This is a genomic window from uncultured Nostoc sp. (assembly GCF_964245445.1).
Taxonomy (GTDB): domain Bacteria; phylum Cyanobacteriota; class Cyanobacteriia; order Cyanobacteriales; family Nostocaceae; genus Nostoc.
The window spans coordinates 1-14,711 of record NZ_CAXTNE010000158.1 but is presented as its reverse complement, the minus strand read 5'-3'; the positions used below and the strand labels follow the sequence as shown (position 1 = coordinate 14,711).

The window sequence follows — 14,711 nt, the reverse complement described above, 5'->3', positions numbered from 1 at the left end:
CGAGTAAAAAGGCTCAACTGTCGAGTAAAAAGGCTCAACTGTCGAGTAAAAAGGTTCAACTTTTTTAACGAACCGCCAAGGACGCGATCGCGTAGCGTCTCGTTAGAGAAGGACGCAAAGGAAGAGAAGGAAGAAATGCTTAACTCAATTGTATTGAGTTTCAAATAAAACTTTATGTTTAAGATATTTAAGGGCTTTTACAAACCGAAGAATACTCGCACAGTGCCGTTGCTGGAAATCTTGACAATGGCGGCAGAGACTCTGTGGAGTAACAAATTACGCACAGGTTTAACTATGTTGGGCGTAATTATTGGGATTTCTTCAGTTATTGCCATTACTTCTGTCGGTCAGGGAGTCCAAAAGGGAGTTGAGCAACAGATACAAGCATTGGGTACAGATGTGATCCAAATCTTAGCGGGTGCGGCAAGAAGCGGAAATGTCCGACAAGGAGTAGGTTCTAGCAGCACCTTGACTTGGGAAGATGCAAAGGCGATCGCTACACAAGCACCATCAGCACAGATGGTTTCTGCTTATCTTCAACGCAGCGCTCAAGTTGTATATGCAGGACAGAACACCTCAACAACCATTTATGGCACAGATTTGAACTACCCAGAAGTCAGAAATACTCACCCCCAGCAAGGGAGATATTTTACTCAAGAAGAATTAGATACTACCGCACAGGTAGCTATTCTTGGCCCTACAGTTCAAAAAACACTCTTTGCACAGGGTGTAAATCCTATCGGCGAGAAAATTCGCATTCAAGGAGAGGCTTATGAAGTAATTGGGGTGATGGAACCCAAAGGTTCTCAGGGGCCGATGGATCGAGATGACCAGGTTTTCATTCCTCTAACTACTATGTCAAAGAGACTGGTTGGGAACAATGCCTTGGTAGGCGTTTCTGTAAATGGAATTTTAGTTAAAGGCGCTAATCAGGAGCAGTTAGAAGCCGCTCAGTTTCAAGTCACCAATCTTTTACGGCTGCGTCACAACATTTATCCGCCGCAAGCTGATGATTTTCGATTGACCAATCAAGCTGATATTGTTAGTACCTTCACTAGTATTGTGGGTTTATTTACAGTAATGGTAGTGGCGATCGCTGGAATTTCGTTAGTGGTTGGTGGAATCGGTATTGCCAACATTATGCTGGTTTCCGTGGTTGAGCGGACGCGAGAAATCGGGATTCGCAAAGCCGTAGGAGCCACCAATTCTGCAATACTTAATCAATTTTTAACCGAAGCGATCGTGATTTCCATTGTTGGCGGATGTATTGGGATGGTCACTGGGATTTTATTAGCCTTTATAGCTGCAAACACTTTCAAGTTTCCCTTTGTAATTTCTTTGTTATCGATCATTGCTGGCTTTGGACTCTCATTGAGCGTTGGTTTAGTGGCTGGGGTAATTCCAGCACGGAATGCATCTAAATTAGATCCAATTACTGCTTTAAGAAGCGACTAAATAATTCGTAATTTGTAATTCGTAATTCCAAACTCCTAACTCCTAATTCTTATGCCAACAATGATTTGGATGGAATCTATTACTAAAACTTACCATTTGGGAGAAGTTAGTGTTCCAATCCTCAAGGGAATTGAACTCTCTATTGAGGAAGGGGAATATGTCTCGATTATGGGTGCGTCAGGTTCGGGTAAATCCACGCTCATGAATATTTTGGGATGTCTGGATCGTCCTACAACTGGAGACTATATTTTTGAAGGCAGGAACCTGACGACTTTTGATGATGATGAATTAGCCTATATTCGTAACCAAAGAATTGGTTTTGTTTTCCAACAATTTAACCTATTGGCGCGGGCAACAGCGCTGGAAAATGTTATGTTACCAATGGTTTACGCTAACTTGCCTAAGCCAAAACGCCGTCAAAGGGCATTAGATGCTTTAGAAAAGGTAGGACTAGGGGGACGCATATCTAATCGTCCTAGTCAACTATCTGGGGGACAACAACAAAGGGTAGCGATCGCTCGTGCTTTGGTCAATCGACCTGCATTAGTTTTGGCAGATGAGCCAACAGGAGCTTTAGATACTGAAACTTCTCGTGAGGTAATGAGTTTACTGACTGAACTTAATGAGCAAGGGATCACGATTGTAATTGTCACTCATGAACCAGATATCGCTGCTCAAACCAAAAGGATTATTCGAGTTCAGGATGGCTTGATTGTAGGCTAATTTGTTAATATCAGTTTTTTGAGGAGGAATTTAAAATTCCCGTAGATCAATTAAGATGAAAAGTTGTGATTGTATCCTCAAAAACCAATTAATGACTACAATCTATTTATAAGAAGAATTCAGAACTCAGGAGCAAAGCCAAAGACGCTCCGCCTTCGGTCAGAACTCAGTATGAATTCTGTACGAGAGGCTGCGCCAAAGAGGCTACAATCGTCTGAATATTGGTAAAAACCTCGGATGAGGTTAAGCGAAACTAGTATTAAATGTTCTCGCATTAAAACTCTATCCCTTTATGGGTAGAATATTCTGAATTCTGAATTCTGTATTCTGACTCCTATTTTATGAATTTCAGTTTATTCTTCGTGCATTTTACCTGGCTTACCGTAGCGTTCGCTATTCTTTTTCCAAATACAGCAAGTGCAGCAACTCCCCCAAAACCCCAGAATACCTCAACCCCTGTACAGGTTCCCGATTACCTCAACCCCAGTCCCAATCCTCTGCAATTTCCTACCAAACCGCAGGAAGTAAGAATTCGGGGAACTGTACCAATCAGTTTGGCACAAGCTTTGGAACTAGCACGACGCAACAATAGAGATTTACAGGTAGCTCTATTACGGCTAGAACGCAGTCGTTCGGCGCTACGCGAGTCTCAAGCTGCCTTGTTTCCTACTCTGGGAATTAATAGTAATGTGACTAATAGTGGTAATGGTTTTGCTAGCAATCGATCTCAAGGTAGCACCTCTTTTAATGGTTCAGCACAACTGAATTACGACGTTTATACCTCCGGTAATCGACAAGCGACAATCCAAGCTGCCGAAGAACAACTACGTGTGGATCAATTGAATGTTGAAAATCAATCTTTGACAATTAGTTTGAATACCACAACTCAATACTATAATTTGCAACAAGCAGATGAACAAGTAAGAATTAATCGAGCTGCTGTGGAAAATGCCCAGGCTAATTTGCGGGATACTATAGCCAGAGAACAGGCTGGAGTAGGTACGCGCTTTGATGTGTTGCAAGCTCAGGTGAATTTAGCAAACTCTCAACAAGAACTGACTAATTCTATCTCGCAGCAGCAAATTGCCCGTCGCCAACTTGCCACTTTGTTAAGTTTGTCAGAGTCAGTTGATATTAGTGCCGCAGATCCTGTACAAATAGCCGGTCTTTGGCCGCAGACGGTAGAACAAAGTATTGTCCAAGCGTTTCAAAATCGCCCAGAATTGCAACAGTTTTTAGCACAACGTAATATTTCCGAGCAACAGCGACGACAGGCACTTTCACAGCTAGGGCCGCAAATTAGTTTGGCAGCCAACTACAACCTGTTAGATCGGTTTAATGATGGTGTCAGCATTACTGATGGCTATTCATTGGGACTTAACGGAAATCTCACTTTGTTTGATGCCGGAGCTGCAAGAGCAAGGGCGGCTCAGTCGACAGCTGATATTGCGATCGCAGAGTCTCAATTTGGTAGCCAGCGCGACCTAATTCGTTTTGATGTAGAACAGTACTATTCTCAATTGCAATCCAATTTAAATAATGTGCAGACTTCTAGTGTGGCTTTAAATCAAGCTAGGGAAGCTCTGAATTTAGCAAGACTGAGGTTCCAGGCTGGTGTAGGTACTCAAACAGAGGTGATTGCTGCTGAAAATGACCTGACAAGAGCAGAAGGTAATCGAGTCGCAGCTATTTTGGATTACAATCGCGCTCTAGCTAATTTGCAAAGATCAGTCACTTCCAGAGGTTCGCGCTAAGGTCAGCCCCTCTGGAGAATTAAAAATTAAAAATTAAAAATTAAATACCCAACGGATAAAGCCGCGCGTAAAATCGTGGCGAATTGAGAGTTGAAATTTAAACGCAGAGGGGCGCAAAGAATTCGCTACGAATTACAGCGCTTTTCAAGTAATTGAACTACACTACTCCCTACTCCCCATCTCAGTCGTAATGTAGCTAAAGCTGAAAATGCCTATGGCGTAGTAATTACTGCTACTGGGCAATGGGCTTTACTCAGAATTGCATCCACTCTGTGACCGAAGAAAACGCGACCCGTAACCATTCGGATACTACTCCCTAGAATAATTAAGTCAACTTCCTTGGTTTGGGCAAACTTGAGGATTTCCCTTTCTGGGCTAGTTCCTTGAAGAATATAGGTTTTAACATCAGCACCTAAATTGCGGGCAATTTCTGCTTGCTGTTCGAGCAGATCGTGGGCAATTTCCTTGACTGGAGTTAGCGATCGCTGCTCGTAAAGAATATACTCAAGCTGTGGCACATTAATCACGTTCACGATCATAACTAATGCGCCTGTTTGAGCAGCGATCGTACTTGCCATCTCTACAGCATTTTTGCTATATTCTGTCCCTATTGTTGGCACCAGAATCTTTGTCAGCTGTTGTTGAGCGATTTTGCATATTTCGCCTTTGGGGTGGGGTAGGTGCGACTTCACTACCATCGTTGCACAAGGCGCTTCTTGTACTACCTTGTCTACAAGCAAATTGAACAATGCTTTTTGAGGGCGGATCTGTTCAGAAGCTCCCAGTACGATCAAGTCATAGTTTTTGTTCGCTTCATTCAGAATTACCTCCGCTTTATTCCGCCCCGACTCCGTTTTTGTTTGCAGCGTGGTATCAGCAGGTAGTCGCATTTCTTCAGCAACAGAAGCCAGAGCTTGCTCGGCGGCGGTGTCTTTCACCTGGGTTGCCGTTCGACGGGCTTTCTTTTGGGGCTGCTTGTCACTCAAGGCATATAGAGATGTGACTTCTATCGAGTTTTGGTGAGCCATGTAACCGACTAGTTGCGCCGCGAGTTGGATGTTGGGACCACCGCTAGTAGGTATTAAGACACGCTGAATCTGCTTGATAAAGCTGCGGCTATCTTGCTCTTCTTGTTCCAAACGTCTAGCTTCCTCATCACTCATAACCACTTTTGATAAAGTCCAGCGCAAAAGGGGTGGAGCCATTAGGGAAGTCACGATCGCCACCATAACAATAATCGAGTACATCTGGGGATTCAGCACTCCCAAAGATAAACCAATCGTGGCAACGACAATTTCCATCGCCCCGCGAGCATTCATCCCGGAACCCATCGCCAAAGCTTCCCAATGACTCAAGCCGCCTGCGCGAGAACCAAGGTAAGCACCTGTAAATTTGCCAACACAGGCGACAGCGAGAACAATCAAGGCAAATATGAACGTTTGCGGGACTAACAGAGCTAGTAAATTAACTTTCAAGCCAGCTGAAGCAAAGAAAATTGGCGCTAGAAAGCTTGCTGTGAAGACTTCTAGCATGTGTCCAGCTTCATTGCTAAAGCGGCGAGATTGACCTGCCAGAATCCCCATTACAAAAGCACCTAATGCTGCTTCTAGGCCTAATCCGTGGGTAAGTGCTGCTGCTGAGAGCGAAAGAATCAGCACAACCGACATACTCGCGGCGACTCCACCAACATAGTCATCAACCCAGCGCAAAATCTGGTCTACGATGGTACGCCCAATTGTAAAGGCGATCGCTAGAAACAATATAGCCGCACTCACGGAATGGAAAATTGTCCCCAGGTCAAATTTGCCGCTACTAGCTAAACCTGAAACCACAGAAAGTAAAATCCAGCCGATAGTGTCGTCAGTCATGCCGGCAGCTAAGGTGACTTGACCAATGTCACGGCGAATCAGGTTTAAGTCCATCAGCACCTTAGCAATCACTGGTACTGCCGAAATACTCATTGCTGTGGCTATGAACAGACTGAATACTAGTCGCTTTTCTGGGTCGGTTAAAAAACTATCTGGCAATAGCCAGCCTAATCCAAATCCGGTGATAAACGGGACAATAATTCCGCCCAGTGAAATCAGCAGAGCCGTTTTACCTTTACGAAGAATCAGCTTGAGATCCGTTTCCAACCCAGTCACAATCAGCAAAAATAACACGCCTAACCAAGAAATCACCGAAAGTAAATTAGACTGTTCTTGACTTTTGGGAAAGATGTGTGCCTGTAAGTCTGGAAGGAGCAAACCAAATAAAGAAGGGCCAAGCACCACACCCGCCAGTAATTCCCCAACAACAGGTGGTAGGTTAATTCGGCGCATCAACTCACCTAATCCCCGCGCTACCAGAAGCAATAGTGATATTTGTACCAGCACCAACAGCAGTTCATGATGACCGAGAGGTTTAATTAAACCATCACCTACTACTTTCTGTGCAGCGAGTACAGGCACTAACATTAGGGACAGGTTTTGCATATAAGCGTCCAAAGGTTGGATTACAAATTTTTCAAGGCGCTGCTTCAAGTAAATCTAAAAATGTTTACTTCTACATCGGTCTAGGGATTAAACTGTGATTGTCATTATTAACAGCAAGATTATCATGCGCGATCGCCCGAAGCTGTCAATTCAGCAGCAAAGCTCATCAACTTATTTTCGAGCGCGAACAAAAAACTTTGTAGTGTCTATCCAAATACCTCGATCGGTTGCTAGTTTCTCAATTTCTGCTTTATATTCAACTTGCAATTGATTTAATTGTTCTTGTGATAATTTTGACAACAGGGGATTACCTTTAAAATTTATCTTAATTACTGTCTCAGATAATTTGTTATCACTAAGCTGGCGATAACGTCCTGATGGCTCAATCTTAATTTCGATATCTCTAAAACCTGCCTGATTGAGCAAATTTCGACATTTTTCTGGAGTTCCAAGTGGTTCAAGGATATGTGGTAATGACACGCCCAAAACTCTAGCGCAAATCCTCTGCTGAAGAGATGCCATCAAAGCAGTTTCGGGAGGAGAGGTAAATGCCACATACCCTCCTGTTTTCAAGTAGCCGTACCACTTTTGCAAAGTAGCAAGGATATCAGGAAAAAGTACAATGGCTTCACAGCAAAAGACAACATCAAAACTACTATCACTAAAGTTTAAATATTCTGCATCCGCCTCAATCAACTCGATATTTTGTAATTTTGCTGCTGCAATTTTAAGTCTTGCTTGATGCAACATTTCAGAGGTCATGTCAATCCCAATCACGTAGCCCTCTGAACCAACTTTTTCAGATGCGGGTATCGCAACTAAACCCGTTCCAGTCGCCACATCAAGGATTTTCTGTCCCGAATTTAGTGGAACAAATTCAAGTAAAATTTTGGCTTCTAGAGGATGGCGAGTACCTTCCTCATGGTCATAAGTCGTTCTACTACCATAGAATTCTTTTAGTTGCTGCTTATAATTATCTAGATCAGTCATAACCAAATGTTAAATTTTCTCCACTTTATAGTAACTTTTATTGTGATATTGAGTTGCTTGCTGCTGAATCCAACCCTGACAGCACAAGCCGCGACTTCATCCACCACTGTTTACGAACAACGGATAATCCACAGTCTAGATGGTATCGGCAAATATTACATGGGGCGCGAAATCGCCAAAGTTATGGGATACACAGGCGCTGGCTGGCTAGAACGTCCCAGCCGAGAGAGAGAGGAACAGCCAAGTAAGGTAGTCACCCTCCTCAACTTGAAACCTAATGATGTAGTGGCGGATATTGGTGCTGGTACTGGTTACTTAAGCTTTCGCATTGCGCCGCTATTAACAGCAGGTAAGGTGTTAGCTGTAGATGTTCAGCCAGAAATGTTGGAAATCATTGAGTTGTTCAAAAAAGAGAAAAATATCACCAATGTTGAGCCTGTTTTGGCAACTCTTAGTAACCCAAACTTACCATCTCAAAGTATCAATTTAGCTTTGATGGTAGATGCTTATCATGAACTTGAGTATCCTCAAGAAGTGATGCAAGGAATTGTGAAAGCACTTAAACCAGGTGGTCGGATAGTGCTGGTTGAGTACCGGGGTGAAAATCCCTTTATCATGATTAAAGGTCTGCACAAAATGACTCAAAAGCAAGTCCGTAAAGAAATGCAAGCTGTTGGTTTGGTTTGGCGTGAAACTAAAAACTTGTTACCTCAACAGCATTTAATGGTATTTGAGAAACCTGATTATAGCGCTTCTAGTTTACTCTGACCTCTCTGCAAACCTCTCTTTTAAAAGACTATCCATTACCCGGATCTTTATTAATAACAAAACAAAATACTTAAAATAAGACCAAACAAGCTATTAAATAAACCAAACCATGCGGTACAGTTACGGTAGAGGTTAAACATAGTCCAGAACATAGTACCAGAAACGCAAATTTAACAATTCGGTTTACAACTTTCGACATTCAAGTACCATTAGATCACCGAAGAGCGTTGCCAGCTAAAATCTGCCAGGTTATAAGTGATTCTGGCACTAGAAGAAAACCCACTTTTGGGGATTAATCCGATTAGTTGGTTGTTGATTCCTAGCTGAGAAATTAATAATTTATAAGATGCAGCACGATATGTGAAATGGTACACATATCGTTGGTTAATCGAACGCTATCAATATGTCTTAAAAAGCGGCTGTGGAATTGAGAAATTACAACTGGAAACTGCGAGGCTTTTTCACATAGCGCTGGCAACTTTTTAAATTGTGGCGTGGTGTTTATTATGGCTGACTATCAAGCACGAGTTAATCCTGAGTTGCCTTGTGACACTGTTTTATAAGCCTGTGAATGGCAGTCTTTATCTGCCACGATTAATAAAATTATCCCACTAGAGCACCCACCATCTTTACGCCAAACAGTATGCATGATTGCAATAAGTAAGTCGGTGCAATAAAACCAAACTGTGTGAAGAAAAGTAAATAAGGCTCAAACTCTTTCTCCCCCTGCTCCCTGCCCCCTGCCCCCTGCGTTATTCCAACAAGAATTATTTACGCCGACCTACTTATAGGCGTGGCTTTTTGAACTACAAAGGCGATGGTGAACCTGGAGTGAAAACCATTTGGCGTGAGCTGCGGCGATATTGTGTAATCGCCGCTACCTGGAAACTTCTCCACTCTGATTCCCCATCTCCATCTCTGTAGTTAGCGATGCCTCCGGTGGGCTACGCCTACGCACTATACCTTAGTTATTTTCTGTTTCTAAAGTCAATCATGCTACGGTTATTTACTTCTATCATCCCCTCAGAGTCTGGCTTACAGCAATGTTAAGAAAGATCCGGGTAATGGATAGCCTAAAAGGAGAGAGGAATGGAAGTGAGGTCAAAATTGTACTTCACTAGGTTGAGAACCGTTATAATTCAAACCATGTTCTCTGACGGAGTGGTATCTCAAGAACTAATGACTCTCGCGTTGCAGTTTGATAGCTGAATCATTAGCCTTTACTTACACGTAGGAGCTGAAGCCGAGTTCACCTTTGTTAAATCGCCAGTGAATACTGCTGTGTATTGATAAGGTGATGAACCAGTGCAAGTCATGGAATTTGTATTAGCGCCACGAGGAGTCCACCATGACTTTGCCTGCACAGTCAAGTTTGTGCCATTCCATGATAGATTTTGCACAACTAGAGAGTTAGTTTGTCCATTATCCGCCCTTTTGGCAGATAAAAATGTGGCATAGTTAACCTGACCATTGGCTGGATTAATTCGGGCTATAACCGCGGCTTTTGGCCCGCCTCCGCTACCATAGCTAGATAACCAACGCCCAGTTGCAAAGCGGCGAAAATCACTACCAGTCTGACTACCAGTGGAGGAGTAAACGCCATATAAAACATTCCCTCCATCCCAATACAATCCATAACCTGTACCATCGTCATTGGTTGTTTCGTAGTCAGTTCTACACCATGTTTTAATACCATTATTAAAACGGATAGTTACAGGATTTTTGTTATTAGATGAAACCTGCTGATAACCAATATAAAAGGCTGTATTTCCTTTAACTACTCTGGGGCCATTTTTAGCAATGATAGTCGCTTCACTATCATTGCAACTGAATGTTACACCATTACCGATAGATGAATTTACCGTCTGGGCAAAAGCTGGAGGAGCTTTTTGTGTGATTACTAAATCAGCTACTAACACTACAGATAAAGAGAAAGCAGCGAAATACTTCTGCAATTTATGAGAATAATTCATGGAAAAAATCTGCCGAGAAATTGTAAGAGAAAACACCGTATCACTATAAACTCTAATCAGAACTTAGACAAGCAAAATTGTTGAAAATCGCAGATTGCAACATTTCCGACATTACCAAAAATGAGACTATACTACAAAATTTATAAGATAATATGCATGGTATTGCATGATATTAACTGTATACAAACCTTGCTTATTAAAGAGCATCAGCGAATAGAATAAATTGGGAGAGTAGCAGTCAACAACAAATACTTTTAATGAACAAGTAGCGTTTGTTCATTCTCCATGTCCCTTGCTAAAAGCTTACTTCGCCTCTGCTTTCTGCCTTGCGCCGTGGTGTACTAGGCAGTTTTAGCATTCTCATCTGATACTTCTCCTGCACCAGCTTTCAGGCGGGTTAACCTGCTTTTGCGGATACGTTCGCTATCACGAATACCACCCGCCATCTCATATTCGCTGCTGTTTTTGCCATACTTAAAAGCAACGCCCCTCACCATCTTATCTGTAAGATTGCTCAAGGTTTTTTCCATCTCATCAATTTTAGTTTTGGAAGAGTCAATCATAGCTAGAGCGATGTTATAAGCATCAAGCATAGTGCGTAACTGCTCAATTGATTTAGTCAGATTTTGCAAATCGCAATTATCGCCAAAATCCATGTTTGAATCTATTGCTTTCAGTCCCGTGGATCTCAATTCAGCTTTTTCTAGAATACGGGATGTACGTTTTGGACGGGACATAGATATATTCGTTAGAGAGGGTTCTAGAGCTAGTTTGACTTAGTAAAGCTGTTTTCTGGTTCAGTAAAATTCGTGAATAATTTTATTTTTTAGAAAACTAATACTTAAATATAAGTAATTTCTCTTAATTACGATATCGCACCTGGTTTTTTGGACGATTGCTTTAACGTTAGTGATGAATGTTGTGATGTTGATGATGAATGTTGCGATGTTGATGATGAATATCACGATGCTGATGATGAATATCGTGATGTTGATAATGAATATTGTGATGTTGATGATGAATATTGCGATGTTGATGATGAATATCACGATGTTGAAGATGAATATCGTGATGTTGATGATGAATATCGTGATGTTGATGATGAATGTTGCGATATTCATCATAATGGCTTCTGATGGAAGGAACCTTGAAGCAATGCCCTTGATTATTCCTAGAGGCACTCTTGACACCTTTACCTGAACACTCTAAAAATAAGTCTGCTAGTGCCTTAAGCCGATTTCTCAATATTTATGATTGGTCAACCCGTAGTGTTATTCGCACAAAGGAGCGCTCCTATCATTCAGGAGGCATGGGGATTTAAGCTGGGTACATTAATCTGTTTTACACCTGTCCCAGTATTCTCATGGTGGAGTGCGATCGCATCTACAAACTTACCGGATTGGGGACAAGCAGCAGAAATTGCATTCCACGCTATATTTCCACAATTGGTGCTTGTACCTGAATTTACAACACATTGAACGCCTGAAAAACTTAGCACTTAGTCAAGGAATTGACATTCAAATTTTCAGGTACAAGATATGAGGTAAGGAGGGAATTAGAGCAAGCCTTAATTGTTTACATTTTTGCAGCAAATAAATGTTGCTTCACCACATCTAAGCGTGAACAATTCCAATAATCGACATGGGAGACAATCAAACCATCAGAGTTGAGACTTAATTCACTCCAACCAGGAATAGAGATTCGTGGCTTCCAGGGGAGAGGAGTATTCCAACTGAGTGTCCACTCAGTTTTTATTGTGTCTCCTAAACGTTGAATGTTATGTAAGTCCATTTTGGGATCTAAAAACACAGTCTCGATGAAATTAATCATCTGTTTGTAACGTTTAACGCCACGAAATTTATTTAGTGGGTCTTGAAAATAAACGTCTGGAGCGTAAATGCTGTAAGTTTGATTTACTGGGAATCTTTGATAGTCTTCTTTGAGGATTTCAATGATATCCATGATAAATAGATATATGTGTAAATTGGTTATATGGAAACGTGGTGCGGATATAAATCCTTATTAAAAATTGAAATCAACTCTCATTCCATAGACGTTCTAACTGACGCCGCCAAGCAGTTAGAACTTCTTCTCGCGCCTCTGAGGTTTGATTTATATCGCCCATCACTCCTTCTGCGTAAAAGCGTTCCAAGCTTTGCATAGTAGCCTGTAGAGATTGCCCTTGCTGTTTTGCTGCCTGAATAATTTGCCGGATACGGCTTTCAATTAGTCGATTAAAGACATTATCTAATCCAGCCTGATGGAGAGATACAAGTCGGTTGATTGCATTGGACAAATCTGCACTCACTAAAGTGCTAGTGTTATGTTGAAATACCCCCCAAATTACCCCTTCAGATAAAGCGTAACGTACTTCTTGAGTGTCATCAAAGTTGGCTTCTAGGAACTGTCCTAAAAATGGTTGGGCTTCTTGGATAGGTACAATAGGTAGTAAAACTCGCAACCAAGTATTATCTTCAGAAAGCAGCACCAACAGCCGGAAAGCTGAAGTGTCTACTTGCCACGATCCAGGAGCGATCTCTACGACGGGCTGCGCCAATGCAGCAACATCCGATGTGCCAAATAATCCTGTTAGCGTATCAGCAATTTCTTCAGGTGTCATAACTCTTTATTTATATATAGCCTCTAGATTAGCGCAGAGGTGCATCAGCTTATTTACTAAAACTCTGTACTGCTTGCTTGCTGGACAAATTTTCAGTCTGAAGACGTAGTGGGGGCGTACAGCTAAGTGTACGCCCCCACAAATGAATGTATTCCACTGAATTGAAATATGTTATTTAGATTATCGAATTGCTCAAAAACACAATGCCGATCGCACACAAAGCGAAACCAGCAATGCTAATTTTCCAGGGTAAAATTCGGTTTATTTCTCCCATACCCATCGCACTACCAATTTCTTTGGCACTCATGGCAACCGCAAACAGAGTTAAGGTCATGCCTAGTATATAGGCAATTAATGGGATCATTCCTGCCCCAATAATAGATTCGGCATCAGCGTAACCCTGAAATAAACCAGCACTGATGCCTACCAGAGCAAGTACTATAAAGTTTGGTTGATTTGGCATCACTAGCATAGTACCAAAAACGATGGTAGAAATGGCGATGGCTGCGCCCGCCGTTCGCGGTAGCGTCTCTGAAAGAGAAGGCATCGCTATTTCTGTGCCTGGTAAATTTAGCTGAAATAAATGAATCACAATGCCTAAAACTGTTGCTAAGGCAAAACATCTACCGATCGCAGCACCACGAACAAATACAGATGAGAGTAACCCAATAGCAACAATACCAACTAAACAATTCAAGCTAATTACTGGATCTGCCAATCCCCAGATAAAGCCTTCCCAGCAGTTAGAGATGGTATGACGATCTGGTGTTCCACTCAATGAACTCAGTAAGCTAATTAAAATTAGAACTGCGATCGCCCCAATATGGCGATGCATTAACCTCAAGGCGTAAAATTCTCGCCAAGCATGAGATTGTGATAATTTATTTTTGAACATTAGCATCTGCCAAATTAGTTTTTTCGGTAGTTTATACTACCCACATACTCAAAAAAACTAACGTTGTAATTACACAAGATTACACTAGCTTCATCAAATATTTCTGACGATGCACTCAACTAAATTTTGAATTATTTCAGCATTTGTTTCACTTAAACTTTCCAATTCAAGTATGTTGCCCTCTTGTGGGGTACTAAATTGGCTACTGTATATACGGCGGCTTAACCCTACCGGACTATTCTGTAAAATAGTTGTATAAAATACGCAAGCTGCTATGTAGGAGCCAAGAGGACTAGGGTGGCTTTGATCTAGACTATAAAGGTTCAATTTCGGATTAGCTTCCTGAACTTTTTGCCAAACTATTCCAACAGGTGCAACTTTGGCTTTCAGTTCTTTAGCAATTGTCATATATGAATCGGTCAATATCTGTTGCGTTTCTGGTTGGTTTTGCTTTGCCCAAGTCAAGTAGAACACTGTTTGGGAATTTACTCGCTTAATTTCGGCATCAAACAGGCTGGCGTACTTGTACATTTCCTTGGGATTGCTGATCGGTAAGGTACTTTGCTCTTGAAGTACTACGTAGTCCCATCGTTTCGCTCTCAATAGCCTGAGTGCTTTACCACCTTTCCAGTGGCTTTTGAGGGTAGCTCCACCGACCACAACCATTTCAGTTTCAAGCATTATAGTTTCTTTTGCCGACTCAGCCAAGTGTTGTGTCAACCAAGGAAGGTCATTGACATAGGTATAGCTGTTGCCAATAAATAAAACTCTGATTGTCTGCTGTTCAGTTGCTTGAAAGGAATTTGCTTCAGTCGGCTTATCTATGAGCCTAAACAAAGCAATCATCAAAAAGAGGAATAAACATACATATACTATCTTTGTGCTTATCATCATCCCTAAGACTTTTGCAGCATAACTTATTATTGAACAAGCTTTCAGAATCAGCGTCAGACTTTGTGTAAATGGAATCAGCAAGACCTACCTGATATTACTGAAATAGAACGCAGTCATGCGATCGCAAAATTTCAAGGTAATGACCAAAGAGGCGGAGGGGCAGGG

15 protein-coding genes are annotated in these 14,711 nt (G+C 41.8%); 6 read left to right on the top strand and 9 right to left on the bottom strand.

Features of this window, described 5'->3' with window-relative positions:
* Positions 1-174 precede the first annotated feature (174 nt).
* The 3 genes from ACFE90_RS23365 (at position 175) to ACFE90_RS23355 (ending at position 3,932) form a co-directional block, all read left to right on the top strand.
* The gene (locus ACFE90_RS23365) at positions 175-1,455 is read left to right on the top strand and encodes an ABC transporter permease (RefSeq protein WP_375504763.1); all 1,281 of its coding nucleotides are present in this window, start codon (positions 175-177) and stop codon (positions 1,453-1,455) included.
* A 51-nt stretch (positions 1,456-1,506) separates the two neighbouring features.
* The gene (locus tag ACFE90_RS23360) at positions 1,507-2,178 is read left to right on the top strand and encodes an ABC transporter ATP-binding protein (RefSeq protein ID WP_375504761.1); all 672 of its coding nucleotides are present in this window, start codon (positions 1,507-1,509) and stop codon (positions 2,176-2,178) included.
* A 341-nt stretch (positions 2,179-2,519) separates the two neighbouring features.
* Positions 2,520-3,932 (top strand): TolC family protein, encoded by a 1,413-nt coding sequence (locus tag ACFE90_RS23355; protein WP_375504759.1) that lies wholly within the window; start codon positions 2,520-2,522, stop codon positions 3,930-3,932.
* Between the two features lie 212 nt (positions 3,933-4,144).
* On the opposite strand, the gene ACFE90_RS23350 is transcribed toward ACFE90_RS23355, so the two are convergent.
* Positions 4,145-6,406, bottom strand: a complete 2,262-nt coding sequence (locus ACFE90_RS23350; protein WP_375504757.1) for a cation:proton antiporter — start codon at positions 6,404-6,406, stop codon at positions 4,145-4,147.
* 171 nt (positions 6,407-6,577) lie between these two features.
* A complete protein-coding gene (locus tag ACFE90_RS23345) occupies positions 6,578-7,396 on the bottom strand; it encodes a class I SAM-dependent methyltransferase (protein WP_375504755.1) in 819 nt (272 codons plus the stop codon).
* A 6-nt stretch (positions 7,397-7,402) separates the two neighbouring features.
* Here ACFE90_RS23345 and ACFE90_RS23340 point away from each other — a divergent pair, with 6 nt between their 5' ends.
* Positions 7,403-8,164, top strand: coding sequence for a class I SAM-dependent methyltransferase (locus ACFE90_RS23340; RefSeq protein ID WP_375504753.1), 762 nt, complete (start codon positions 7,403-7,405; stop codon positions 8,162-8,164).
* Between the two features lie 360 nt (positions 8,165-8,524).
* A complete protein-coding gene (locus ACFE90_RS23335) occupies positions 8,525-8,650 on the top strand; it encodes a hypothetical protein (RefSeq protein WP_375504751.1) in 126 nt (41 codons plus the stop codon).
* Between the two features lie 734 nt (positions 8,651-9,384).
* Here ACFE90_RS23335 and ACFE90_RS23330 read toward each other — a convergent pair.
* The 3 genes from ACFE90_RS23330 to ACFE90_RS23320 form a co-directional block, all read right to left on the bottom strand.
* Positions 9,385-10,137: a hypothetical protein gene (locus tag ACFE90_RS23330; RefSeq protein ID WP_375504749.1), complete on the bottom strand. Its 753-nt coding sequence runs from the start codon at positions 10,135-10,137 to the stop codon at positions 9,385-9,387.
* Between the two features lie 341 nt (positions 10,138-10,478).
* Positions 10,479-10,874 carry a hypothetical protein gene (locus ACFE90_RS23325; protein ID WP_375504747.1) on the bottom strand — a complete coding sequence of 132 codons (396 nt, stop codon included), beginning with the start codon at positions 10,872-10,874 and terminating at the stop codon, positions 10,479-10,481.
* A gap of 169 nt (positions 10,875-11,043) precedes the next feature.
* Positions 11,044-11,382 carry a hypothetical protein gene (locus ACFE90_RS23320; RefSeq protein WP_375504745.1) on the bottom strand — a complete coding sequence of 113 codons (339 nt, stop codon included), beginning with the start codon at positions 11,380-11,382 and terminating at the stop codon, positions 11,044-11,046.
* Between the two features lie 5 nt (positions 11,383-11,387).
* On the opposite strand from ACFE90_RS23320, the gene ACFE90_RS23315 reads away from it, so the two are divergent.
* Positions 11,388-11,615, top strand: coding sequence for a hypothetical protein (locus ACFE90_RS23315; protein ID WP_375504743.1), 228 nt, complete (start codon positions 11,388-11,390; stop codon positions 11,613-11,615).
* 97 nt (positions 11,616-11,712) lie between these two features.
* Here ACFE90_RS23315 and ACFE90_RS23310 read toward each other — a convergent pair whose 3' ends face one another.
* From ACFE90_RS23310 to ACFE90_RS23295, 4 genes are all read right to left on the bottom strand, one after another.
* Positions 11,713-12,099, bottom strand: coding sequence for a DUF2358 domain-containing protein (locus ACFE90_RS23310; protein ID WP_375504741.1), 387 nt, complete (start codon positions 12,097-12,099; stop codon positions 11,713-11,715).
* A gap of 73 nt (positions 12,100-12,172) precedes the next feature.
* Positions 12,173-12,757: a hypothetical protein gene (locus tag ACFE90_RS23305; RefSeq protein WP_375504739.1), complete on the bottom strand. Its 585-nt coding sequence runs from the start codon at positions 12,755-12,757 to the stop codon at positions 12,173-12,175.
* Positions 12,758-12,932: 175 nt separating this feature from the next.
* Positions 12,933-13,652, bottom strand: a complete 720-nt coding sequence (locus ACFE90_RS23300; RefSeq protein ID WP_375504737.1) for a HupE/UreJ family protein — start codon at positions 13,650-13,652, stop codon at positions 12,933-12,935.
* Between the two features lie 93 nt (positions 13,653-13,745).
* Positions 13,746-14,546 carry a hypothetical protein gene (locus tag ACFE90_RS23295; protein WP_375504735.1) on the bottom strand — a complete coding sequence of 267 codons (801 nt, stop codon included), beginning with the start codon at positions 14,544-14,546 and terminating at the stop codon, positions 13,746-13,748.
* Positions 14,547-14,711 lie beyond the last annotated feature (165 nt).

Excerpts from the sequence above, each read along its gene's own strand:
- ACFE90_RS23300 (WP_375504737.1), bottom strand. The coding sequence starts at position 13,652 with ATGTTCAAAAATAAATTATCACAATCTCATGCTTGGCGAGAATTTTAC.
- ACFE90_RS23310 (WP_375504741.1), bottom strand. The coding sequence starts at position 12,099 with ATGGATATCATTGAAATCCTCAAAGAAGACTATCAAAGATTCCCAGTA.
- ACFE90_RS23305 (WP_375504739.1), bottom strand. The coding sequence starts at position 12,757 with ATGACACCTGAAGAAATTGCTGATACGCTAACAGGATTATTTGGCACA.
- ACFE90_RS23350 (WP_375504757.1), bottom strand. The coding sequence starts at position 6,406 with ATGCAAAACCTGTCCCTAATGTTAGTGCCTGTACTCGCTGCACAGAAA.
- ACFE90_RS23330 (WP_375504749.1), bottom strand. The coding sequence starts at position 10,137 with ATGAATTATTCTCATAAATTGCAGAAGTATTTCGCTGCTTTCTCTTTA.
- ACFE90_RS23345 (WP_375504755.1), bottom strand. The coding sequence starts at position 7,396 with ATGACTGATCTAGATAATTATAAGCAGCAACTAAAAGAATTCTATGGT.
- ACFE90_RS23340 (WP_375504753.1), top strand. The coding sequence starts at position 7,403 with ATGTTAAATTTTCTCCACTTTATAGTAACTTTTATTGTGATATTGAGT.
- ACFE90_RS23365 (WP_375504763.1), top strand. The coding sequence starts at position 175 with ATGTTTAAGATATTTAAGGGCTTTTACAAACCGAAGAATACTCGCACA.
- ACFE90_RS23295 (WP_375504735.1), bottom strand. The coding sequence starts at position 14,546 with ATGATGATAAGCACAAAGATAGTATATGTATGTTTATTCCTCTTTTTG.
- ACFE90_RS23360 (WP_375504761.1), top strand. The coding sequence starts at position 1,507 with ATGCCAACAATGATTTGGATGGAATCTATTACTAAAACTTACCATTTG.
- ACFE90_RS23315 (WP_375504743.1), top strand. The coding sequence starts at position 11,388 with ATGATTGGTCAACCCGTAGTGTTATTCGCACAAAGGAGCGCTCCTATC.
- ACFE90_RS23325 (WP_375504747.1), bottom strand. The coding sequence starts at position 10,874 with ATGTCCCGTCCAAAACGTACATCCCGTATTCTAGAAAAAGCTGAATTG.
- ACFE90_RS23355 (WP_375504759.1), top strand. The coding sequence starts at position 2,520 with ATGAATTTCAGTTTATTCTTCGTGCATTTTACCTGGCTTACCGTAGCG.